This is a genomic window from Yoonia sp. 72 (assembly GCF_034652275.1).
Lineage (GTDB): Bacteria > Pseudomonadota > Alphaproteobacteria > Rhodobacterales > Rhodobacteraceae > Yoonia.
The window spans coordinates 1,048,467-1,071,421 of record NZ_JAXIWG010000001.1 but is presented as its reverse complement, the minus strand read 5'-3'; the positions used below and the strand labels follow the sequence as shown (position 1 = coordinate 1,071,421).

23 protein-coding genes are annotated in these 22,955 nt (G+C 63.6%); 15 read left to right on the top strand and 8 right to left on the bottom strand.

Annotated elements, in window-relative coordinates; all coding sequences use genetic code 11:
* Position 1 precedes the first annotated feature (1 nt).
* From VCK47_RS05540 to VCK47_RS05530, 3 genes are all read left to right on the top strand, one after another.
* Positions 2–1,369, top strand: coding sequence for a Do family serine endopeptidase (locus tag VCK47_RS05540; protein WP_322890033.1), 1,368 nt, complete (start codon positions 2–4; stop codon positions 1,367–1,369).
* A gap of 134 nt (positions 1,370–1,503) precedes the next feature.
* Positions 1,504–1,827 carry a 2Fe-2S iron-sulfur cluster-binding protein gene (locus VCK47_RS05535; RefSeq protein ID WP_322889714.1) on the top strand — a complete coding sequence of 108 codons (324 nt, stop codon included), beginning with the start codon at positions 1,504–1,506 and terminating at the stop codon, positions 1,825–1,827.
* On the top strand, positions 1,827–2,555 hold the full coding sequence (locus VCK47_RS05530) for a VCBS repeat-containing protein (RefSeq protein WP_322889713.1): 729 nt from the start codon (positions 1,827–1,829) through the stop codon (positions 2,553–2,555). Before VCK47_RS05535 ends, VCK47_RS05530 begins: the two co-directional genes overlap by 1 nt.
* On the opposite strand, the gene cobS is transcribed toward VCK47_RS05530, so the two are convergent.
* A complete protein-coding gene (gene cobS / locus VCK47_RS05525) occupies positions 2,552–3,340 on the bottom strand; it encodes an adenosylcobinamide-GDP ribazoletransferase (RefSeq protein WP_322889712.1) in 789 nt (262 codons plus the stop codon). The two genes, VCK47_RS05530 and cobS, sit on opposite strands and share 4 nt — an antisense overlap.
* A gap of 50 nt (positions 3,341–3,390) precedes the next feature.
* On the opposite strand from cobS, the gene cobT reads away from it, so the two are divergent.
* Positions 3,391–4,401, top strand: a complete 1,011-nt coding sequence (cobT, locus tag VCK47_RS05520; protein WP_322889711.1) for a nicotinate-nucleotide--dimethylbenzimidazole phosphoribosyltransferase — start codon at positions 3,391–3,393, stop codon at positions 4,399–4,401.
* Here cobT and VCK47_RS05515 read toward each other — a convergent pair.
* On the bottom strand, positions 4,398–4,856 hold the full coding sequence (locus tag VCK47_RS05515) for an Lrp/AsnC family transcriptional regulator (RefSeq protein ID WP_322889710.1): 459 nt from the start codon (positions 4,854–4,856) through the stop codon (positions 4,398–4,400). The genes cobT and VCK47_RS05515 overlap by 4 nt on opposite strands.
* 131 nt (positions 4,857–4,987) lie before the next feature.
* Here VCK47_RS05515 and hppD point away from each other — a divergent pair, with 131 nt between their 5' ends.
* Entirely contained in the window at positions 4,988–6,082 is a 1,095-nt protein-coding gene (gene hppD / locus VCK47_RS05510) for a 4-hydroxyphenylpyruvate dioxygenase (protein ID WP_322889709.1), read from the top strand.
* On the opposite strand, the gene VCK47_RS05505 is transcribed toward hppD, so the two are convergent.
* The 4 genes from VCK47_RS05505 to VCK47_RS05490 all read right to left on the bottom strand — a co-directional run bounded on the left by VCK47_RS05505 (position 6,079) and on the right by VCK47_RS05490 (position 12,535).
* Positions 6,079–8,496, bottom strand: a complete 2,418-nt coding sequence (locus tag VCK47_RS05505; RefSeq protein ID WP_322889708.1) for a hypothetical protein — start codon at positions 8,494–8,496, stop codon at positions 6,079–6,081. The genes hppD and VCK47_RS05505 overlap by 4 nt on opposite strands.
* Positions 8,497–8,602: 106 nt before the next feature.
* The gene (locus VCK47_RS05500; RefSeq protein WP_322889707.1) at positions 8,603–9,895 is read right to left on the bottom strand and encodes an O-acetylhomoserine aminocarboxypropyltransferase/cysteine synthase family protein; all 1,293 of its coding nucleotides are present in this window, start codon (positions 9,893–9,895) and stop codon (positions 8,603–8,605) included.
* A 162-nt stretch (positions 9,896–10,057) separates the two neighbouring features.
* Positions 10,058–11,740, bottom strand: coding sequence for a flotillin family protein (locus VCK47_RS05495; RefSeq protein WP_322889706.1), 1,683 nt, complete (start codon positions 11,738–11,740; stop codon positions 10,058–10,060).
* 36 nt (positions 11,741–11,776) lie between these two features.
* Positions 11,777–12,535, bottom strand: coding sequence for an OB-fold-containig protein (locus VCK47_RS05490; protein ID WP_322889705.1), 759 nt, complete (start codon positions 12,533–12,535; stop codon positions 11,777–11,779).
* Between the two features lie 204 nt (positions 12,536–12,739).
* Between VCK47_RS05490 and VCK47_RS05485 the strand changes: the two genes are divergently transcribed.
* The 3 genes from VCK47_RS05485 to VCK47_RS05475 all read left to right on the top strand — a co-directional run bounded on the left by VCK47_RS05485 (position 12,740) and on the right by VCK47_RS05475 (position 15,512).
* Positions 12,740–13,156, top strand: a complete 417-nt coding sequence (locus VCK47_RS05485) for a VOC family protein (protein WP_322889704.1) — start codon at positions 12,740–12,742, stop codon at positions 13,154–13,156.
* 69 nt (positions 13,157–13,225) lie between these two features.
* Entirely contained in the window at positions 13,226–14,932 is a 1,707-nt protein-coding gene (locus VCK47_RS05480; RefSeq protein WP_322889703.1) for an FkbM family methyltransferase, read from the top strand.
* Between the two features lie 76 nt (positions 14,933–15,008).
* Positions 15,009–15,512, top strand: coding sequence for an MgtC/SapB family protein (locus VCK47_RS05475; RefSeq protein WP_322889702.1), 504 nt, complete (start codon positions 15,009–15,011; stop codon positions 15,510–15,512).
* Positions 15,513–15,527: 15 nt separating this feature from the next.
* On the opposite strand, the gene VCK47_RS05470 is transcribed toward VCK47_RS05475, so the two are convergent.
* Positions 15,528–15,734, bottom strand: coding sequence for a hypothetical protein (locus VCK47_RS05470; RefSeq protein WP_322889701.1), 207 nt, complete (start codon positions 15,732–15,734; stop codon positions 15,528–15,530).
* A gap of 143 nt (positions 15,735–15,877) precedes the next feature.
* Between VCK47_RS05470 and VCK47_RS05465 the strand changes: the two genes are divergently transcribed.
* On the top strand, positions 15,878–16,579 hold the full coding sequence (locus VCK47_RS05465) for a cytochrome c oxidase assembly protein (protein WP_322889700.1): 702 nt from the start codon (positions 15,878–15,880) through the stop codon (positions 16,577–16,579).
* 8 nt (positions 16,580–16,587) lie between these two features.
* Complete coding sequence (locus VCK47_RS05460; RefSeq protein WP_322889699.1) at positions 16,588–17,082, top strand: CopD family protein; 495 nt, start codon at positions 16,588–16,590, stop codon at positions 17,080–17,082.
* Here the strand turns inward: VCK47_RS05460 and VCK47_RS05455 are convergent.
* Positions 17,052–17,570 carry a DUF2231 domain-containing protein gene (locus tag VCK47_RS05455; protein ID WP_322889698.1) on the bottom strand — a complete coding sequence of 173 codons (519 nt, stop codon included), beginning with the start codon at positions 17,568–17,570 and terminating at the stop codon, positions 17,052–17,054. The genes VCK47_RS05460 and VCK47_RS05455 overlap by 31 nt on opposite strands.
* A gap of 21 nt (positions 17,571–17,591) precedes the next feature.
* Between VCK47_RS05455 and VCK47_RS05450 the strand changes: the two genes are divergently transcribed.
* The 5 genes from VCK47_RS05450 (at position 17,592) to VCK47_RS05430 (ending at position 22,938) form a co-directional block, all read left to right on the top strand.
* Positions 17,592–18,263 carry a cytochrome B gene (locus VCK47_RS05450; RefSeq protein WP_322889697.1) on the top strand — a complete coding sequence of 224 codons (672 nt, stop codon included), beginning with the start codon at positions 17,592–17,594 and terminating at the stop codon, positions 18,261–18,263.
* Positions 18,260–20,743, top strand: a complete 2,484-nt coding sequence (gene ctaD / locus VCK47_RS05445) for a cytochrome c oxidase subunit I (protein WP_322889696.1) — start codon at positions 18,260–18,262, stop codon at positions 20,741–20,743. The genes VCK47_RS05450 and ctaD overlap by 4 nt, the downstream gene beginning before the upstream one ends.
* Entirely contained in the window at positions 20,740–21,060 is a 321-nt protein-coding gene (locus tag VCK47_RS05440) for a hypothetical protein (protein ID WP_322889695.1), read from the top strand. Before ctaD ends, VCK47_RS05440 begins: the two co-directional genes overlap by 4 nt.
* Positions 21,061–21,743: 683 nt before the next feature.
* Positions 21,744–22,583, top strand: a complete 840-nt coding sequence (locus VCK47_RS05435; RefSeq protein WP_322889694.1) for a manganese catalase family protein — start codon at positions 21,744–21,746, stop codon at positions 22,581–22,583.
* Between the two features lies 1 nt (position 22,584).
* Positions 22,585–22,938 (top strand): hypothetical protein, encoded by a 354-nt coding sequence (locus VCK47_RS05430; protein WP_322889693.1) that lies wholly within the window; start codon positions 22,585–22,587, stop codon positions 22,936–22,938.
* The last annotated feature ends 17 nt before the right edge of the window (positions 22,939–22,955 follow it).

The window sequence follows — 22,955 nt, the reverse complement described above, 5'->3', positions numbered from 1 at the left end:
CATGCAGGCGACGGCAGCCTTTGCGCAAGACCGCCCGCCCAGCTTTGCCGATCTGGCTGAGCTGGTCAGCCCTTCGGTCGTGAACATCACAACCAGCACCACTGTCGCCGAACGCACTATGCCTCGCGGCGTCGTGCCGGAAGGATCGCCTTTCGAAGACTTCTTCAATAACGGCCCCCGCGGCGGACCGCAGCGGTCATCGGCCCTTGGGTCCGGTTTCGTGATCTCGCCTGACGGGTTTATCGTGACGAACAACCATGTGATCGAAGGTGCCGACGAAATCCTGATCGAGTTTTTCTCGGGCGAGGAACTGCCCGCCGAACTGATCGGCACCGACCCCAACACCGATATCGCCGTGCTGAAAGTGGACGCAACCAACCTGCCGTTCGTGGCCTTTGGCGACAGCAATGCCGAAGGCGCGCGTGTCGGTGACTGGGTGATGGCGATGGGCAACCCGCTGGGTCAGGGGTTCTCGGTCTCTGTCGGGATCGTGTCGGCGCGCAACCGAGCGCTGTCGGGCACTTATGACGACTACATCCAGACCGACGCGGCGATCAACCGCGGCAATTCGGGCGGCCCGCTGTTCAACATGGACGGTCAGGTCATCGGCGTGAACACGGCGATCCTGTCGCCCACCGGCGGGTCTATCGGGATCGGTTTTGCGATGTCGTCCGAGGTCGTGACCAATGTTGTCGAACAGTTGATCGAATTTGGTGAAACGCGTCGTGGCTGGCTGGGTGTGCGTATTCAGGACGTGACCCCCGACATGGTGTCGGCGATCGACGGGCTTGACGGTGCGCGCGGTGCGCTGGTGACCGATGTGCCACCCGGCCCTGCAGAAAACTCGGGTATGCTGTCGGGTGACGTGATCCTGATCTTTGACGGTGTCGAGATCGAGGACACACGTGAACTGGTGCGCATCGTGGGCAATTCGCCTGTTGGCAAGGAAGTCCCTGTCGAAGTCCTGCGTGACGGAGAGATGGAACAGCTGACTGTTGTGCTGGGCCGGCGAGAAACCTCCGAGGCTGTGGCGTTCCCCGCCGCAGCACCGGAGGCACCCGCCGCCGAACCCGACGAAGTGCTGGGTCTGACGCTGGAGCCTGTCACCCCCGAACTGGCGGAACAGTTTTCGCTGAACGTCGATGCGGGGCTTGTCATTACGGCCATCGCGCCCGAGTCCGACGCCGCCTCTAAGGGGCTGATCGAAGGCGACGTAATCACTGAAGCCTCGCGTCAGCCCGTCGCCAGCATCGCCGATTTGCAGGAACAGATCGCGCTTGCAACCGAAGCAGGGCGCACCTCGATCCTGATGCTGGTCCGTCGCGGTGGCGATCCACGGTTTGTGGCGCTGGTGCTTGAGCAGGAATAAGCCGCCTACAGCACGTAACAAAGGGCGGTCCTCATGGGCCGCCCTTTGTCGTTGCGGCGGTTTTGCGCTGGCACCGGCCAACACGGTCATTTAGGAATATCTCGACCGATCAAACCTACAGGGGACCCAAGACAATGGCGAAAATCACTTATGTCGAACATGGCGGCAAGGAACATGTGGTCGATGTGGCCAACGGCCTGACCGTCATGGAAGGCGCGCGCGACAACGGCATTCCGGGGATCGAGGCCGATTGCGGCGGGGCCTGCGCCTGTTCGACCTGCCATGTCTATGTCGATGACGCCTGGGTGGACAAACTGCCCGCCAAGGACGCGATGGAAGACGACATGCTGGATTTCGCCTATAAGCCCGACCCCGTCAAATCCCGCCTGACCTGTCAGTTGAAGGTCAGCGATGCGCTGGACGGCCTGCGCGTGCAGATGCCCGAAAAGCAGATTTGATGCGAGCGTGCCTGCTGGCCTTGGCGGTTTTACCGGGGCTAGCACAGGCGCAGACGATCACCGATGCACGGCTGACGGGGCCGACCGACCGTTATCCGCATGGTGTGCTTGGTGTGCCCAGCGAACATGACACGCTGGAGGTCACGCTGTCGGACGGCACGCGGCTGGCCAGCCGCTGGCCTGTGCCGATGGTGTTCGAGGACACTAACCCCCGTGTCGTGGATCTGAATGGTGATGGCGCGTCCGAGGTGATCGTTGTCCAAAGCCACGAGGCCCTTGGCGCGCAACTGGCCATCTGGGGCTTGCGTGACGGCGCGTTGCAGCCCTTTGTCACAGGTCCCCATATCGGCACGCGGTTTCGCTGGCTCGCCGTGGCGGGTGCTGCCGATCTCGATGGTGACGGTGTGATGGAGATCGCCTATGTCGACCGGCCGCATCTGGCGCGCGAACTGGTCGTGGTGCGGGTTACACAGGATGGCGAGGCGTGGTCCCTGCGCGAAATCGCCCGCACCCCCGGCCTGACCAACCACCGCATCGGAGAGACCGACATCGCCGGGGGCATCCGCGATTGCGGGCAGGGGCCTGAAATCATCACCGCCAACAGCGATTGGTCGCGTATCATCGCGACGCGGTTGCAGAACGGGCGCTTGCAGCAGACCGATATCGGGCGGCATGATGACAGGACCAGCTTCGCCACGGCTCTGCGCTGCGACCCGCTGCCGGATTAATCCAGCGCCGAGACCACCGCGATCAGCAGCGCAACCTCGACCAGTTGCTGTGTCGCGCCCAGGATATCACCCGTCTGCCCGCCGATCTTGGCTCGCGCGATCATTGCCCAAAGGACAGCGATCACCGCCGCCACGATGACCAGCCCCAAATAGCCTGTTACCAACGCCAGACCCGCGCCGATGCCGACAGCCACCCAAGCGACGCGGGCCGCAGGCCGCCCGACAGCACGGCTGAGCCCGCCATCGCGGGCATGGGGCAGCGCGGCCATGACGCCCACCATCGCCGCGCGGCTGACCGCCGCGACGACGACCAGCACCAGCGCAAAGCCACCCGTGCCAGCGATGAGACCCAGCGCCGTCCAGCGCAACAGCAGCGTCAACACCAGCGCGATCACACCGTAGGTCCCGATGTGGCTGTCCTTCATGATCGCGAGCCTGCGCGCCTTGTCCCAGCCGCCCCAAAGCCCGTCGATACTGTCGGCCAACCCGTCCTCGTGCATCGCCCCCGTCACAGAGACCGCGAGCGCCAGCACCAGCGCCGCCGTGATCGCGGCAGGCACGCCCAGCCAGAGAAGGATGCCCATCGCCAGCGCCTGCAACCCGCCCACGACAGCGCCCGCCAGCGGATAGGCCCAGACTGCCGCCGCACCCCGCGCCGTCGCCGCTGCCCCGTCCACCGGCACGGGCAACCGTGTCAAAAGTCCCAAAGCGGCGGGCAGGTCGATGGCGGCAAAAAGGCGATTGTCGGTAATGGTCAACGGTTTGCCCCTTGCGGCTCTTTTCATCTCTGACGTGATCGTTAGACAGTCGGGACATGTTACGCAACGAGGACCTGATGACCGCCCCTTTCACCACCCTTGCCGATTTCCGCGCGATCTTTGCCGATCTGACCGCCCCCGACGCCAGTGCCATCGCCGGCGCGACCGACCGCAACGGCCAGTTGACCAAGCCGCAAGGTGCCTTGGGCCGGTTGGAGGATCTGGCGATCTGGTATGCAGGCTGGCGCAATGACCCGCGCCCTACAATCCGCGCCCCGCAGGTCATCATCTTTGCGGGCAACCACGGCGTCTGCGCGCAGGGCGTATCGGCCTTCCCGCCCGAAGTCACCGTGCAGATGGTCGCCAATTTCCAACATGGCGGTGCCGCGATCAACCAGTTGTCCAAGGCGGCAGGCGCGCGGATGGATGTGCATGCGCTGTCGCTAGACACTCCCACAGCCGATTTCACGCAGGCCCCCGCGATGAGCGAGGCTGAACTGGTCAGCGCCTTGCAAACGGGCTGGAACGCGGTCGACCCGCAGTCCGATCTGCTAGTCACAGGCGAAATGGGGATCGGCAATACCACATCGGCGGCAGCCCTTGCGGCGGCGCTGTTCGGTGGCACGGGGGCCGATTGGGCGGGGCGCGGTACTGGCGTCGATGATGCGGGCCTCGCGCGCAAGGTCTCGGCTGTCGATGCGGGGCTGGCCTTGCACGACACCAGTGATCCGCTGGAGGCGCTGCGCTGCCTTGGCGGGCGCGAGATTGCGGCGATGGCGGGGGCGATGGCGGCGGCACGGGCGCACCGCATTCCGGTCATCCTTGACGGGTTCATCTGTTCGGCGGCGGCGGGCGTGCTGCACAAGCTGCACCCCACCGCTTTGGATCACGCTGTCGCGGGGCATCTGAGCGTCGAAGGCGCGCACCAGAACCTGCTCGACGCTTTGGGCAAACAGCCCCTGTTGTCGCTCGGCCTGCGCTTGGGCGAAGGCTCGGGTGCTGCGCTGGCGATCACCATCCTGCAAGGGGCCGTCGCCTGCCATTCCGGCATGGCGACCTTTGCCGAGGCCGGTGTGGCAGCAGGCTAAACCGGCAGGGGCGCGTCGGGTTTGACGCGCTCCATCACGATCTGGCTTTGCACGCGGCTGACGGCGGGATGCGGCAGCAGCACCTGCTGCACCAATGTGTTCAGCGCGGCCAGATCGGCGCAATAGATGCGCAAAAGATAATCCGCCTCGCCCGTCAGGGTCCATGCGCCGACGATTTCGGGGCGCGTGCGGGTCATGCGCACGAAATCGCGCGCGTTCTGTTCGGTATGGGTCGCCATTACGATTTGCATGAAGGCCTCGACCGCGAGGCCCAGCTTTTCGGGGTTCAGCGTGGCGCGATAGCCCGCGATATAGCCTTCCGCCTCCAGCCTTTGCCGCCGGCGTCCGGCCTGCGAGGGGGACATGTTGAGCGCATCGCCCAAATCCTGCGCGGTCAGCGTTGAATCGCGTTGCAGCGCGGCCAGCAGTTTCAGGTCGGCAGGGTCGAGTGTCATGCGTGGTTCCCGCAGAAGGATGGCAAAAGATGCGCCATATCCGCATATAACTGACCAAAAGTCCATGACCTTGGCGCAAAACCGCAGGTTCTTTGCGGTACACTGGTCAAAACCAGCAAGGAGATACGCATATGGGCCCTTTCCCGCACGACGCCCCCAAGGCCGTCATCAGCGCCGCAAACCCCGCAGGCACTGACGGTTTCGCCTTTGTCGAATTTGCGCATCCCGAACCGCAGGTGCTGCGCGATCTCTTCGCCAAGATGGGCTATCAGCACACCGCCACGCACAAGACCAAGGCTGTCGAGCTGTGGCAGCAGGGCGACATCACCTATATCCTGAACATGGAACCCGGCAGCCATGCGGCGGCGTTCATCGAAGAACATGGCCCCTGCGCCCCGTCGATGGGCTGGCGCGTTGTCGACGCGCAGCATGCCTATGACCATGCGGTCAGCAAAGGCGCGACCCCTTACACCGGCACCGGAAAAACGATGGATGTGCCCGCCATCGTCGGCATCGGCGGCAGCCTGATCTATTTCATCGACCAGTATTACGACACCAACCCCTATAACGCGGAATTCGACTGGGTCGCCGATGCCCATCCGGCGGGGGTGGGTTTCTACTACCTCGACCACCTGACGCATAACGTCCACAAGGGGAACATGGACAAATGGTTCGCCTTTTACGGCGATCTGTTCAATTTCCGCGAAATCCGGTTCTTTGACATCGCGGGCAAGTTCACGGGGCTTTTGTCGCGCGCGCTGACATCCCCCTGCGGGCGCATCCGCATCCCGATCAACGAGGATCGCGGCGAGACAGGGCAGATCGTCGAATATCTGCGGCGCTATAACGGTGAAGGCATCCAGCATATCGCGGTCGGCGCGCAGGACCTTTACGACGCGACCGATGCGATTGCCGAACAGGGGATCAAGTTCATGCCCAAGCCCCCCGCCGCCTACTACGAGCTGAGCAAGACCCGTGTCGTCGGCCATGATGAACCGCTGGACCGGATGATGAAACATGGCATCCTGATCGACGGCGAAGGTGTGGTGGACGGTGGCGAAACCCGTATCCTGCTGCAGATCTTCAGCAAGACCGTGATCGGGCCGATCTTTTTCGAATTCATACAGCGCAAGGGCGACGACGGTTTCGGCGAAGGCAACTTCAAAGCCCTGTTCGAAAGCATCGAGGCCGACCAGATCGCGCGCGGCGTGCTGAAAGCCGGTTAACCGCGCGGGATCTGCAAGGCATAGGTGGTGCCGCGCTTGACGTAGTTCAGCGCGTTTTCACCGATGGCCGTGACCTGCCCGCCGTCAAGTTCGCTGCCGACCTGCACGCGGACCAACTGCCCGTTGCCAAGCCGGACCAATGCGCGCCGTGCGCTTGGCTGGCCAAAAACACCGATGAGGTTGATCTCGCGCAGGCGGATCGCATTGTCTTGCGTCGCGGCGCGGGCCACGCCGCCGGGCACGGGTTCGTAGTTTTGCGGGGCGACGGGGGCTGCGGCTTGTACCTGCGGTTGTGGCTCCGGCTCTGGCTCTGGTGCCGGTGCAGCCGCGATAGCGCCGGGCGATGGTGCGGGGGCTGGTTCAGGCGCTGCGGCGGGCTGTTGACGGCTGCGCACTGCCGCAACGACCCGATCGAAATTGGTGGGTCTGCTGGTCGGGCGCAGCGATGTCGCCACCGCAAGGGCAGAACCCGTTGCACGCGGGTCCGGTGTCGCCAGCGCGATGCCGCCCAGAACCGCCTCGACCTCGCTAGCCGAGTTCGCAACGTCGGGCAGGGCGGGCCGCGCCTGCGGGCGGATGGCGCCCGGTGGGGGTGCCAGATCAACGACTGCGTCAGCACTGACCGCATCCGGTTGTAGACCCGCCAGCGACACGCCGCCGGGGGTGGCGTCTTCAACTGCGTCGTCAGCGGCGATGTCCGCAGGGCGCAGTGGCGGCACAACTGGCGGGCGTCCGGTAATCACCGGTACTTCGACCGTTCCATCCTGGACGACAGCATCTGCCACCTGCGCATCCGCGTCGGGCTGTGTTTCGGCAACGATGTCTTCATCGTCTGGCTGTAACGTCGCCTCTGGTTCTGCGACGGGGCGCGCGCGGAAGGGCATGTCCGGCAGACCGGCATAGACCACTGCGCCATCAGGGGTCAGCGCACCTTCGGGTGTGGCGGTCACGAAGCCATCTTCGTCAAGATCGAACACGACATCGGGTGCAGGCGGGTTTGCCAAGGGAACGAAAGAAAGGTCCGTGGCAAGCGCTTCAATCGACGGTAGCGCGGCGATGCTCATGCGGTCGGGGGCGGCCAAGTTGACCGGCAAGATCACATCTTCGGACACCACGGCAGGCGGAAGATCGGCAAAACGCGGAGGACGCTGCCAGACACCTGTCGCGGCATAGGCGGCCGCGGCCTCGTCCGCGCTCAACACGCGGCCATTGCTGGCAGGGGCTTGCAGCGGGGTGGTCGCGTCTGGCTGTGGCGCAGGCTGCAGGTCTGCGATCAGGCTGTCGGGATCGTCGCTGCGCAGCGGCAGCGGCGCAGGGCTGGTTGCGACAGGGGTATCGCCTGCAGGCAGGGTATCGTCCAATGCATCAAGGTTTGGTGCTGCAATCGCGATATCGACCAGCGCCGGGGCAGGGGCTGTTTGGAAACCGTCCTGCGTGGCGTTGGCAAGCGGGGTTTCGACGGGCGCTTGCGCAGATCCCAGCCACCATACAAAGCCAAGAGCCGCGATCCCCGCGGCAATCGCGCCGGGGATGGCAAAGGCAGGCAGCGGCCTGCGCACAATCGCCCTCGGCTCTTTTGCGACAACACCGCCGAGCACCACAGGCCGTGGCGATCCCGGGGTCGGAACCGCAATCAGCGGCACTTCGATCTGCGTGGCAGGCTGATGATGTTCCACGATGATCGGGTCAAGATGGGCGGGAACCGAGGGTGCCGCCGTCCCAAGCACCATCCGCACGATAACGGGGGCCACAGGGTCCGGCATGCGGGGCGCGTGATATTCGCCGATGATCCGGTCGCACAACGGCGCCAAAGGCGGAGCCACTGCGGCTGGGGTGGGGCTTTCGGCGATGTCCTGCATCAACAGATGCGACTTGATCCGCGTGCCGACCAGCGTGACGGGCAGCGCATCGCGCTCTACCGTGACGCCCGCACCAAGGATGCGCGCGGCCATCGTGGTCGGGCCGAAGAAAATCTCTTTGGCAAATGTCACATGGTCCGGCACTGCGACAAGGGCGACGGGATTGAACCCGTGCGCATGGGCGAAATCCTCGGCCTCGCGCAGGGTTTCGCGCGCGACCGCGGCGATATGGGTGCGCCCGCCAGAGCGTTCGAAGTCAATCGCCAGCTCATCCAGCGCATAGGGCGTGGTGCCGTCCAGCGCTGCGGTGATATCGGCCAGCGTCGTCTGCGTCGTGTCGATGGCAAGGTATTTCACCTGCTCCATCGGGATCACGAGCTTGGTGTAAAAGCCGTCTGGTGCCAGTGCCTGCCCTTTGACGCGCAGGTCCGCCAGTTCTGCGCCGATGTCCTTGGCCAACAGCGACGCCGTGCCGACGCGGCGCCAGCCGCTGTCGGTACGTTGCAGCAGATCAATGCCTGCAAGAGAAAGCGAAAGGGCAAAATTGATTGTCATATACCGCGTCTAGCAGGTTGAAGGCCGCATCTGAACGCCATTGCGACGATGATCAAAGCCTACAGCAAAATCCCGCCCAGGCCAAGGGCTTGGGCGGGATGCGCCGTTAACCGACGGCCTTGGCCAAAGCCTGATCCAGATCGGCGATCAGGTCCTTGGCGTCTTCGATCCCGATGGAGAGGCGCACGATGTTCGGGCCTGCGCCTGCGGCCTTTTGCTGCTCTGGCGTCAACTGCCGGTGCGTCGTGCTGGCCGAATGGATCACCAGCGAGCGTGTGTCACCAAGGTTAGCCACATGGCTAAATATCTCGAGGCTATCAACGAGCTTCACGCAGGCGTCATAGCCGCCTTTGACCGCGATGGTGAACAAAGCCCCCGCGCCCTTGGGGCAGATCTTGGGGACCAGATGTGCGTAGGGCGAACTGTCGAGCCCTGCGTAGGTGACGTAATCCACGCGGGGATCGGCCTCGAGCCATTTGGCGATGGTCTGCGCGTTCTGCACATGGCGGTCCATCCGAAGGGACAGCGTCTCGATCCCCATCAGCGTGTAATGCGCGGCTTGCGGGTTCATCGTCATGCCCAGATCGCGCAGGCCAATGGCGATCCCGTGGAAAGTATAGGCAAGCGGGCCGAAAGTTTCGGCGAATGTCAGCCCGTGATAGGCGGGTTCGGGCTGCGACAGGGACGGAAATTTGTCATTGGTGCGCCAGTCGAACTTGCCGCTGTCGACGATGCAGCCTCCCGTCACGGTGCCATTGCCGGTCAGGTATTTCGTGGTCGAATGCACGACCAGTGTCGCGCCATGTTCGATCGGGCGGCACAGATAGGGCGTCGCCGTGGTGTTATCCACGATCAGCGGAATGCCCGCCGCATCCGAGATCGCGGAAATCGCGTCAAGATCGGTGATATGCCCGCCGGGGTTGGCGATAGCTTCGCAGAACACAGCGCGGGTGTCGTCGTCGATGGCGGCGGCGACAGCGGCATGGTCATCGAAATCGACGAATTTTGCCGACCAGCCGAAACGCTTGATCGTCTGGCTGAACTGCGTGACCGTGCCGCCATAAAGCCGGCTCGACGCCACGATATTGCGTCCGGGCTGCATCAGCGGGAACAGCGCCATGATCTGGGCCGCATGACCCGACGAACAGCACACGCCACCGACGCCACCTTCGAGCGTGGCGATGCGTTCCTGCAAGGCCGCGACGGTGGGGTTGGTCAGGCGCGAATAGATATAGCCGACCTCCTGCAGGTTGAAGAGAGCGGCGGCGTGTTCGGCATCGCGGAACACATAGGCGGTGGTCTGGTAGATCGGCACCTGCCGCGCGCCTGTCGCGGGATCGGGCCGCGCGCCCGCATGAACCTGCAACGTGTCGAAACCGTAGGTGGGTGTGTCTGTCATGGTCTCTCTCCCTGTGGATTGTTGGGCAGAGGTGTAGGCCCAAAGCGGGCGCGTCACAACATCGGGGCGCGCGAAAAGAACAGCGTCGCGCAAGATGCGCGCGCAGCGGGGCCATTGTCCGCTGCGCGCGTGGTCATGCAGAAAGGGTGTTTTCGCGGCGCGTCAGTTTTTCTGCGGGCTGGCTGGCGTTTCTGTCGTCGCTTCGTCCTTTGGCTTTTCGACAGGCGCAGGTGGTGTGGCGGCGGCGCTGTCCAGCACGCCGGTCACGCTGTCCATTGAGATGCCCAGTTCCTCGCCGATCTTGCGCAAGGCGGGCAGTTGCACGGCCATGCCCATGATGGAATCAAGCGCCTGATTGACGGGCGGCTTGTCGGACCCGCCCGATCCATTGCCCGACCCGTTGCCATTGAGGCCCGAAATCTGGTGGATGCGGATCGTGTCGATCTTTTCGGCGGGTTTGACCATTTCGGCGACGATGCCGGGCAGGGCTTGCAGGCGCGCCAGTTCGATGCGCATCCTGACGATCTCGTCGCTCAGCACGTTTTCCGCACCGGCAAGCGCCTGATTGCCTTCGGCCTGTGCCAGAAGTTCGGCCTTGATCGCCTCGGCGCGGATCTTGATCGCCTCTGCCTCGGCGCGGGCTTCTTCCAGACGGGCACTGGCGCGGTCCTCGGCGGCGGCGCGTTCGGCGGCAGCGGCAAGCCTGATCTTGGTCGCCTCCCGTTCGGCCTCGCGCGCGGCCTCGATCAGCGCGATCTGCTTGATCCGCTCGGCCTCGGCCACGGCGCGGGCGGTGATGATCGCTTCGGCGGCTTCGGCGGCGTCGGCACGGGCGCGGTCGGCGCTGGCGCGCGCCTGGCTTTCCTTTTCGGACTTTTCGGCGACGATGATCTGGCGTTCCTGTTCGGCCACTTCCAGCGCGCGGTCGCGGTTGATCTCGGCAGCGCGGACCGACTGGTCGCGGGCGATCTCGGCGGCACTGATCGATTCCTCCTGCGCGATGCGGGCGCGTTCGATTTCGCGCTGGGCATCCGCACGGCGCTGGGCGATCTCGGATTCCTGTGCCGCACGCAGGGTCGCGACCTCGGCCTCGCGGGCGATGCGGGCGGTCTGTTCGTCGCGGTCGATCTCGAGCTTGGTACGTTCGGCGTTCATTGCAGAGCGACGGACGTTCACATCGGCCTGTGCCTCGATCTCGGCGCGTTCCATCTTGGATTTGGCGATGACCTCGGCCAGCTTGCGCATACCGACCGCGTTGAAGGCGTTGTTTTCATCCAGCGCCTCGAACGGAGTCTGGTCGAGTGCTGTCAGCGACACCGATTCCAGCATCAGACCGTTTTTCAGCAAATCCTCGCTGACGGCACTTTGCACCTGCTGGACAAATTCGGCACGGCTTTCGTGCAATTCGTCCATCGTCAACTGGGCCGCGACTGCGCGCAGACCGTCGATCAGCTTGCCTTCGATCATCTCGCGCAGCTGGTCGATGTGGAAAGTGCGTTCGCCCAAGGTCTGTGCGGCGCGGCTGATGCCTTCCTCGTTGGCCATGACCGAGACGTAGAATTCCACCCCTACATCGACACGCATCCGGTCGCGGGTAATCATCGCGGCTTCGCCGTTGCGTGTCACCTCAAGGCGCAGCGTCTTCATGTTGACCTGCCGGATTTCATGCAGCAGCGGAATGACGATCGTGCCGCCATCCATGATGATCCGCTTGCCGCCGGAGCCTGTCTTGACCAGCGCGATTTCGCGCGTTGTGCGACGGTACAGCCGCGCGATAATCAGCGCGGTCAGGACCAGAAGGCCCAGAATGACGCCGATGATAACCAGAAATTCGTTAAGAGGCATGTCGAAATCCTTTTTTAAGGCAGCGGGGTGGGGAAATCAGAGTTGGCTCAGCGCCACGATACGGAACTTGCCGCGTTCAGGGCCAAGCCTGACGCGCAGCACCAGCACTTCGGTGCCGGCGGGGATTTCATCGTTGCAGTCAAGCGGCTCGGCGCGGATGAAGTGGAAATTGCCGTAGCCGTCCAGCACGCGGACCTCGGCGGGGGTGTTGCGCCGCGCGGTGCCTTGGCTGACGATACCTTGCCTGCGGTTCAGCATCGCATCCGACCGGACCGATGTTTCCGTTTTCGGGATAAGCCGCGCCAGCAGGCCGCCATAGGCGCGGGCAAACCAGACGCCGATCACGCCGGCAGGCAGTACGGCGACCAGCGCAGGCAGCGGTGCGCCGATGATACTGCTGGTCACGCTTTGCAGCACATAGCCCGACAGCCCGAACCCCGCGAGCAGCGCCGCAAGCCAGATCAGAAACGGCACCTTGCCGATGCCCAGCGCAGCGGCAACGCCCCCTGTCGGCGCGGGCGTTGCCGGATCGCTGCCGAAATTGCCGAGGTCCAGATCGGCCAGATCAATTCCGCCGGTGTCGATCTGCGAGAGATCCACCGATGCGGGCAGGTCGATCAGATCAACCGCCGGACCCTTGTCGAACCCGCCACCGCCAGCAGCATCCTCGCCCGCATCGCCAAAGATACTGCCCCCCATCACCAGCGCTGTGATCTCCAGCACCAGCAATCCCGCCAGCAGCCCAAGTGCGATCGAAAACGGCACAACCGCAGGCGAGAGAAGAAAGTCGAGCATGATCCAGACCGAGACAGCAATAAACAGGCAGACCTGACGGCAGTGCGGCCAGACGGGCAAAGACTGCATGCAACCACAAGGAATATCAATCCGGTTTCGATGCCTGCTTGCCGGAAATGACACCGACCCGATCACGGCTTTTCTTGCTTTGATATCGCGCGGGCCAAGGTATAGGTCTAGGCCACGCAGCCCAAGGAGACGCCGATGCCCGTTCCATTCCATTTCGCCTATCACGTCACCGATCTGGACGAGGCGCGCGCATTCTACACCGGCGCGCTGGGTGCCGTCGAAGGCCGGTCCACCGACACTTGGGTCGATTTCGACTTTTTCGGCCATCAGCTCAGCCTGCATCTGGGCGAACCTTTCGCCAATGCCCCGACCGGCAAGGTGGGCGATCACATGGTGCCCATGCCCCATTTCGGTGTCGTGCTACCGCTGGAGGACTGGACGCTGCTTGCGGGCCGTCTGGAAGAACGGCAGACCGATTTCATCCTTGCGCCGTCGGTCCGGTTCAAGGGCGAGCCGGGCGAACAATGGACGATGTTCTTCCGCGACCCGTCCGGCAACCCGATCGAGATCAAGGGCTTTGCCGCCGAGAGCGGTGTTTTCGCGAAGGTCTAGGCTACAGGCCAAGCGGCGCAAAGGCGGCCGGAGCGTGGGGGCCTGTTCAGACCGCGGTGAGAGGTTTTCGTGCAGACGGTTTTTCTGGTCAGATGTCAGGCCTTTGATGCAATGGCGCGCAATGTGGCGTTGTCCTTGTCAGACGCCGGCGCTGATGTGGTTGTGGTCGTTGACGAACGCAAGGCTCTGGCTGACACCGCGCCCTTTCCCAAGATCAGCCTGAACGACACCGAACTGGCGGCGCTTGGTTTACTGGACATGCCGCCCGACTGGGGCTGGCTTTGCGGAGACGTCTGCTATTACGCCGCGCGCAGGCACATGCCCGAGGTCACGCATTTCTGTCTGGTTGAATCGGATGTCGCCTTTTCCGCCAACGCGGCCACGCTTTTCGTGCAGGCCGTCCAGAAAGACCCGTCAGACCTGCTGGCCGCAGCCCTTGGCCCCAGAGAAACTGCGCCGAAATACTCGCGCGGCTTGCAGGCCCTTGGGTACGACCCGCAGATGGGATGCTATTTTCCGGTCACACGCTGTTCCGCCCCGGCGATCGATTGGATGCATGACTTGCGCTGCCGCAGCGTTGCCGCTGGCGTTGCGCCGCTGATAAATGACGAGGCGATCCTGTGTGCCGCGACACAGACCGGCAGTTTTGCCGCACATTCGTTGAACGATCTTCTGCCCGATCTTTTTACACCCCGGACCTTTGCCACCAATCCCCCGCACCTCGCAGAGGCGGTTCACCGATATACTGCCCGAGCAAATGTTTATCATCCTGCCATCCCGCTGGATGTCGTACTGGACCGTATTGCGACAGGTGATCGCGGCTATTCGCGGCACCGGATGCGGCAGGTGCTCAAGGGGGCGACTGCGGACGAGTCCGCCCGCATCACGCGCGCGCTTGATGTTGCCACGGCAGATGTCCCCCGCTTCGCCGTGCTGGCGCGTGCGTTGGGGCTGCACGACCCGATCACTGTGCTTGATGTCGGTGCCAATCCCCTGATCGAAGGGACCGCGCCTTATGTGCCCTTGCTGCGCGCGGGCCTTGCCTCTGTCTTTGGCTTCGAGCCTCAGGCTGCGGCTTTGGACGCGCTCAACGCGCAGAAATCCGAGGCGGAAACCTATTTTCCCGATGCCGTCGGTGACGGGACGCCTGCAAAGCTGAATCTTTACGCCGCCCAAGGCTTTACCTCGCTTTATCCAATCGATGAGCACAGCGCGCGGTATCTGGGCTTTGGCAAGGGCGCCAATCTTGCTGGCACCGTCGATCTGGTGACTAGCCGGTTGGATGACATAGCCGAAATCCCGCCTGTGGACCTGCTCAAGATCGACGTGCAGGGGGCAGAGACGCAGATCATCGCGCATGGCCGTGCAAAGCTGGCGCAGGCGCTGGTGATCATCACCGAAATGCGCATGTTTCCGATCTATCAGGATGAACCGCGCTTCGGCGATCTTGCGGCCGAGCTGCACGCGCAGGGCTTTGAATTCCTGCGTTTTGCCTCGCTCAAACATGTGGCGCTGTCGCGCAGGCACCGTGGCAGCCTGCGCCGGTCCGAATTCGCGCAGGCGGTGGATGGCGATGCGATTTTCGTGCGTGACCTGCGCAACATGACGGCGTTCGATGACGACAGCCTCAAGAAACTGGCCGTCATCGCGGATGCCGTGATCGACAATGCCGATCTGGTGGTCAGCGTGCTCGAGCTGCTGGAGGATCGTGGCGCTATCCCTGCGACAGTGATCCCCGACTATCTGGCGCGTCTGCCTGCGGGCAAGCGCCGCTGACAATAGCAACAGCACGGAACCCCCGACCTGCGCCCGGCGTTGAGCGCGTGCCGTCATGCGATGAAAAGAGACAGGAATGCTGCAAGAGATCTGGACCACGATCGCCGCCGAATTTGCCGACCTTCCCGATATTGCCACGATCACCGTAGTCACGCTGCGGTTGCTGATTGCCGCGGCTTTGGGGGGCGTGCTGGGCTATGACCGCGAGCGTAAGGCCAAAAGTGCCGGTGTGCGCACGCATATGCTGGTCGCCGTGGGGGCCGCGCTGTTCGTGATCGGGCCAATGCAGGCGGGCATGGGAATCGCCGATATGTCGCGCGTCCTGCAAGGCATCGTGCAGGGGATCGGCTTTCTGGGGGCAGGGGCCATTATCGTGCGGTCCTCGCGCCATCAGGTCGAGGGGCTGACGACCGCCGCCAGCATCTGGGCGACCGCCGGGATCGGCGTCATTGTCGGGCTGGGGCTGGAGGCGACCGCCGTCTTGTCGACGGCTGTCGTGCTGCTGATCCTTGCGGTGATGCCGCTGGTTGTCCCGCGTGCCGCGGGTGACGCCATCACAGACGAAGACCCGCGCCGCTAGGCCAACGCCGCCCCGTCAGGGTGCGGCGGCAGGCGGGGTGCCGATCTGTTCGGTGCCTGTCTGGTCCTCGTCTTGTACGACAACGCCGGGATCGTCCGCGACCTCTTGGGTGACGAGGCCTGAAAAGATCAGGAACAGCACCAGCAGGATGAACCCGATCGGGATCATCGCGTAGATCAGGCTGCGGGGCATCCCGCGCGTGGTTTTATGGTCTTGTGGCATGGTCGCTCCCTTCCGGTTGTGCCCTGTCAACGCCCGAAACGCGCGGCGGTTCCTGATCTTGCGGGGAACCTTCGCGGGGCGGGGGCGTTCAGCCAGCAAAGGGACTGCATCACACCCCTGCGCACCCAAGGAGAGCCTTGTCGATGGACAGGATTTACTGCGGCCCGCCGCCGCTTCCCGATCAGCTATGGACAAGCTGGAACTTTGACCCGCCGCTGCTGGTGGCCTTGGCCGTGATGGCGTGGCTTTTGCGGCGCAATCCCGCGGGGATCGGGGCTGTTTTCGTGCTGGTCGTGGCCTTTGTCTCGCCGCTCTGCGCGCTGTCCTCGGCGCTGTTTTCGGCGCGTGTCGTGCATCATGTGCTGCTGGTCGCTGTTGCTGCCCCTCTGCTGGGCTGGGGCTTTCGCGGCAGCTTCCGGTCGGGGCCGGGCCTGCCTTTTGGCGTGGCGACGGCGGTGCTGTGGGGCTGGCACCTGCCTGCGGCTTATGACGCGGCGCTGTCGCATGTCGCGGTCTATTGGGTGATGCAGATTTCCCTGCTGGCAAGTGCGGTGTGGTTCTGGCGTGTGGTTTTCGCCCGCGACGGCGCGCCTGTGCTGCACCTGGTCTATATCATCGCCAACTTTGGCCAGATGGGGCTGCTGGGGGCGATCCTGACCTTTGCGCCCTCGGCGCTCTACGAAGTCCATGCGGTTGCCCCGTTCGACTGGGGTATGAGCCCGCTGCGCGATCAGCAACTGGGCGGGCTGATCATGTGGGTGCCTGCGGGCTTGCCCTATGCGGTGGCCGCCGTTGTCATGGCGCGCCAAAGCTGGACCCGCCTGCGGGGTGATCTGTCGTGGTAGAGTGGGTTATGACGCTGGTCCCGATTTTCAAGGGGGTCCATATCGCGGCACTGCTGATCTGGTGCAGCGGCCTGCTGATCCTGCCCGTGATGCTGGCGCGCCACGAACCGGCGATCGGCGCGGATGATTATACCCATATCCGGCGCGCGGCGCATATCACCTACACGCTATGTGTGACGCCCGCGGCGGTTGTCGCGGTGATCGCGGGCACTTGGCTGATCTTTCTGCGCGAGGTTTTCGTGCCGTGGTTCTATGCCAAGATGGTCTTTGTCGCGATCCTTGTCGCCTTGCACGCGTGGATCGGGCACATCCTTGTGCTGACTGCCGAGGAGCCTAACGAACACACGCCCCCATCGCCGATGATCCCGACAGGGGGTGTGCTGCTGGCCGTCATCGCGATCCTGTGTCTGGTGCTGGCCAAGCCTGCAGCGGACTGGCTCGAGATGCCGGACTGGCTTCTCGAGCCGCGCGGCTACGATTTCCCCTTCGATGTGCCCAGTTGATAGTCAAAGACGAGCTTGCCACCATGCCAACCCGTGAACATCACCATCAGCACGCAAAGCCCCGACAGCATAATGCCGTAGGGCAGCACTGCGGACTCGAAGCCCGACAGCCTGTGACCCCAGTTCGCCCCCAAAGCGGCAAGCAGCGTGACCGCGATGATGAAATGCGTCCAAGCGGGTGCGCGGGCGCGGATACCCGAGACCAGCAGCAATTCGGCCGTCCCCGAGATGCCGGCGAACATGCCCAGCAAAAACCCAGTGCCCGCCGCCCAGACTGCGGCCCGCGCCCAGAAGATATCGCCTGTCAGCCAATAGAACACATCCGCGCCGAAGGTGCAGAAGGTCAGGGCGACGGGGAAGGCAACGCTCATTGCGTGGATCGGGTGGCCTGCAAGCGCGATCCGCGATTCCGTCTTGTTGAAATCCGGCAATGCGCCGATCGGGTCGATCAGTTCGTCCGCTTCGGTTTCGACTTTGTCTTCAGGCATGGGTCACTGGCTCCTAGGGGGTTGATCCTTGCCACAACGCTTTTGGCGCTGAATGGTTGCGATGGTGCGACATCGACGCTGCAAACGGCGGGTCCCGCCGCTCGTGTGATCGCCGATCTGTGGTGGGCCATGCTGGTCGGGGCGGTGCTGATTTTCGTGCTGGTCATGGCCTTGGTGGTGCTGGCCTTCGTGCGGCGCAGACCGGACGAGGCGGCTGACGAGGGCAAGCAGGTGCGGGTCTGGATCATCGCGCTTGGACTTGCATTCCCTATGGTCGTGCTGGCGGTGCTGCTGGGTTTCGGGCTGGTCATCGGCGAGCGGCTGTTACCCCGCGACGATGCCACCGTCGTGCAGGTCGGCGCAGAGGGCCAGCGCTGGGTCTGGACCTTCAGCTATGCCGATGCGCCGGGCCGCGTGACCGAGGATATTCTGCACATTCCCGCAGGCCAGCCTGTGGACGTTTCTATCACCACGGCCGATGTGATCCACAGTTTCTGGGTGCCGCGCCTTGCGGGCAAGCTCGACGCCGTCCCCGGCCGCGCCAACGTGCTGCGGATCGAGGCCGATGCGCCGGGCGATTATCAGGGGCTGAGCGCGGAATTCAGCGGCGAAAACTATGCCGATTTCGGATTCATCGTCAGGGCCCATGACGCGGCCGGATGGGCCGATTTCATTACAGGAGAGACCGAGTGAACGTCGTTGCACGCCATCGCAAGCTCGATGCCATCTGGGCGTCAGAGCGGGGTTTCCGGGGCTGGTTTTCCACCGTGAACCACACCGATCTGGGGCGGATGTTCCTTGTCACCTCGTTCTTCTTCTTCGTCGTCGGGGGCATCCTTGCGATGCTGATCCGCGCGCAGCTCGCGACGCCGCATTCTGCCTTTGCGGGACCAGAGATCTATAACCAGATCTTCACGATGCACGGGACGATCATGATGTTCCTCTTCGCGATCCCCGCGTTCGAGGGGCTGGCGATCTATCTTCTGCCCAAGATCCTTGGCACCCGCGATCTCGCTTTTCCGCGCCTGACGGCTTACGGCTATTGGTGCTATGTGTTCGGCGGGTCGATGCTGCTGGTGTCGATGCTTTTGGGCATCGCGCCCGACAGTGGCTGGTTCATGTACACGCCCCTGTCCAATGCGATCTATTCGCCGGGGATCAACACCGATTTCTGGCTGATCGGGATCACCTTTGTCGAGATTTCGGCCATCGCTGCGGCGGCCGAGATTTGCGTGTCGATCCTGAAATTTCGCGCGCCCGGGATGACGTTGGCGAAGATGCCGATCTTTGCGTGGTATGCGCTGGTGACGGCCCTGATGATCCTGACGGGGTTCCCGCCGCTGATCCTTGGCTCGATCCTGCTGGAGGTGGAACGCGCCTTCGGCTTTCCGTTCTTTCAGGTCGAACTGGGCGGTGACAGCTTGCTGTGGCAGCACCTGTTCTGGCTGTTCGGGCATCCCGAGGTCTATATCATCTTCCTGCCCGCCGCTGGCATCGTGTCCACCGTCCTGCCGGTGATGTGCCGCACGACGCTGATCGGCTATGGCTGGATCGTGGCGGCGATTGTCGCGCTGGCGTTTTTGTCCTTTGGGCTCTGGGTGCATCACATGTTCACCACGGGCATCCCGCATATGGGGCTTGCGTTCTTTTCGGCGGCCTCGACGCTGGTCGCGGTGCCGACAGCGGTGCAGCTTTTTGCGTGGATCGGGACCATGTGGAAAGGGCGGCCCGAACTTCATTTGCCGATGCTGCACATCATGGGCTTTTTTGCGACCTTCGTGATCGGCGGGCTGACCGGCGTCATGGTTGCGATGGTGCCGTTCAACTGGCAGGTCCATGACACGGCCTTTATCACCGCACATCTGCATTACGTGCTGTTCGGCGGGTTCGTCTTTCCGGTCTTTGCGGGCATCTATTACTGGCTGCCGCATGTCTCGGGGCGCAAGCGGTTCTTTCGCTTGGGCGAATTCGCCTTCTGGCTGATTTTCGCGGGCTTTCACGTGACCTTTTTCGCGATGCATTGGGTCGGCCTTCTGGGCCAGCGCCGCCGGATCGACACTTATAGCCCCGAAGATGGCTGGACCCTGATCAACCTGATTTCGTCCGTTGGCAGTTTCGTTCTGTCCATCGGGATCGCGATGGTCCTGCTGGACGTGATCCTGCATGTCCTGTCGTCACGCAAGAGCAGGCGCAACCCCTGGCAGGCGGGCACGCTGGACTGGGCGATGATGACCCCGCCGCCGTCTTATAACTTCGCCAGCCTGCCGCATGTGGACAGCCGCCATCCACTGACCGACAACCCCGCGCTGCCCGTCAGGCTGGCGCAAGGCCATGGCTATCTGGGCACCCCCCGCGCGGACTGGCGCGAGACGCTGATGGTCGATGCTGCCACAGGCCGTCCCGAGGCGCATGTGATCTATCCTGCCAATACCCGCCTGCCGATTTTGATGTCGGCAGTGACGGGCATCTTCTTTCTGGGGCTTTTGCTGAAAACCTACTGGATGGTCCCTATCGGGATGGTCGGCGTTGCGGGTCTTGCGCTGCGCTGGGTCTGGATGCTGGGGCGCAAGGATGATCTTGGCGCGCAGGACATCGGGCAGGGTATCATCGTGCCGCATGCCAGCGCGACGGACCGGTCACCGGGCTGGTGGGGATCGCTGTTTCTGATGTTCGCCAATGCCACGCTTTTCGGCTGCCTGCTGTTCGGTTTCGCCTTTCTGTGGACCGTTGCCCCCGGCTGGCCGCCTGCCGTGCGGTTCGAGCCCTCCTTGGCCGAACTGGGCCTTGGTGTTGCAGGTGCACTGACCGGGGCAGTCGCGCTGCGACTGGCGATGGCGGCGGTGCGCGACGCCCGCGCGACCCTGCCTGCGCTGGGCATCGCCTTGATCGGAGCGCTGGTGTTCGGCGCGTGTTGCGGGGTCATGCTGTGGCGCACGCCACCCCCCACCGAGCATGCCTATGCCGCGACATTGTTCGTGCTGGGCAGCTACGGCTTGTTCCATGCCGCAGTGATCCTGCTGATGACCGGCCATCTGATCGCGCGGGTCCGGCAAGGCTATACATCCCCTGCACGCCGGTCGGAATTCGCGGTGGTCAGCCTCTGGGCCGATTACGTCGCCGTCATCGGGTCGCTGGTGCTGCTGGTCGGGCATCTGTCGGGGTTGACGCTATGATGGACCTGACACGCATCCTGATCGCCCCACTGGTCTGGTTGGCTGCGTTCAGCGCCGTTTACGGGCTGCACGGGGTGATCTGCGGATTCGAGATTTACAGCACGGTCTTCGGCCTGTCGCTGGCGCGGGTGCTGCTGGTTGCGGCCTTTGCGTTGGCCGTTGCGGTGCAGGTGATCCTGCTTTGGGCGCTCTATCAGGACCGGTTCTCCTCGACCTCGGGTTTTGTCAACTTCACCGGCCGCGCCACCGCATGGGTCGGCGTCGTCGCGGCGGTGTGGACGATGCTGCCGGTGGTGCTGACGACCTACTGCGTCTGAGGCGGCATCCGTCAGGAACATTCCCCACATCCCCCGGTTGGTTGCGCTCAGAACCGGAGGACCAGATGGCAGGACATTCCAGAGATGGACCATACCGCCCCGCCAACACAGGTATCCTGCCGCTGGCTGCCGCGGCAGGTGTTTTTGAAACGGGGCGTCTTGGCGGTCTTATACAACCATCGGTGCAAGGCCGAGATCGCCCAGAGGCCACCCGCCAGCGCCCAAGGCTGGACCTCCCGACAGGAGTGTTTCGGCAATACCGGGAACCCGCTCTGCAGGCGCGGCGCGATCTGCGACGCTTCAAGATGCTGATGGAAACCGGAGAAGTCGCCACCGCGCAAAACCGCAGGACAGATCAAGGAGACCCCGATGTGCGCATTGACCTGTCACGGCACGCATGACGTTCGCGTCGATACCGTTTCCGATCCTCAAATCGTCATCCGCGGTGTGATGTTGGGCAGACATTCTGGGCCTTGCGCGCCAGCTTGGGGCAAAGGTGATCGACTGCCGCCAGACACATGTGCTGGCGGCATGGAAAGCCAAGGGTTTCGCACCGCCTGCCGCCGGAAGATGCCCCGCGCGGCTATGCCAACTTCCGCGACAAGCAGGACGAATGGACCAAGGTGGTCCGCAAACCGGGCGGCGTGACCTAGCCGCCCCATCCTCAACAAAAGGTTCAGCCCATGTTTTACACCGACTACAAACTGCAATTCCCCGTCCGCGTGGATACCCCCAACCCCGTTTTCGCGCGGGCGCTGCAACAGGCCATCGGCGGCGTCGAGGGCGAGATCCGCGTTGCGATGCAATACATGTTCCAGGCCTGGGGTATGAAAGGGCCGGGCTCTGCCCGCTACCGCGAGATGCTGCTGAACACCGCCGCCGAAGAACTTGGGCACATCGAGATGCTGGCGACCGCTGTGGCGCTGAACCTCGAAGGTGCGCCGATAGCACTACAGGAAGAAGGGGCCGCCGATGCCGCCGTTGGGTCCATTATGGGCGGGCGCAATTTTCGCCAGTTCCTGTCGGCAGGGCTGAACGCGATGCCTGTGGACGCCGATGGCGTCCCGTTCGACATGAGCCATATCTACGCCTCGGGCAATATCGCAGGTGACATGTATGCCAACATCACGGCGGAAGGGACGGGGCGCAACCTTGCCACGCGGCTTTATCACATGACGGACGATGCGGGCATGCGCGACATGCTGGCCTATCTGATCGCACGCGATACGATGCACCAGAACCAGTGGAAAGCCGTACTGGAAGAGCTGGAAGACGAAGCACCCCAGATGCCGGTGCCCAATTCCTTCCCGCAGGACGCCGAGAACGGGGATTTCAGCTATGTCTACCTCGGGTTCACCGCCGCCGGGGCCGTGCCGCCGACCGGCCGGTGGAGCGAGGGACAATCCGTCGATGGCAAAGGCACATTCTCGATCCGCGCGATGGAGCCGATGGGCGATGTCCCCGTCATGCAGGCAGCGCGACCGGGGACCTATCCGCAGACTTCACAACTGCCGGAAGAATGACATGCCCGCGACACGCAGAAACGTCCTTGCGCTCGCCGGTGCGGGGATCTGGACGGGTCGCTTTGCCGTCACACAGGAAAGTGGCGTTCCGGATGGGGCGCTGCACATTCTGACACGCCACGTCACCGGAACCGACAGGGACGAGGCGCCTTTGCGCGCCGGCCAGCTTGCGGTGGGGCGGCCCTTGCGACTGCACTGCGAACCGCACAACGGTTATATTCCGCGCGTCTATCATCAGGCCGCAGCGCATCTGATAGATGCCGGAAAAGCCGCTTTTGCCCATATCGCGGCGGTCCGCGGTGAAAGATGGCGCCCCGAGACCGGTGTGGGTGTCGTGGCCGCGCTTGAGACCTGAAAGACGGGCCAGCGGCC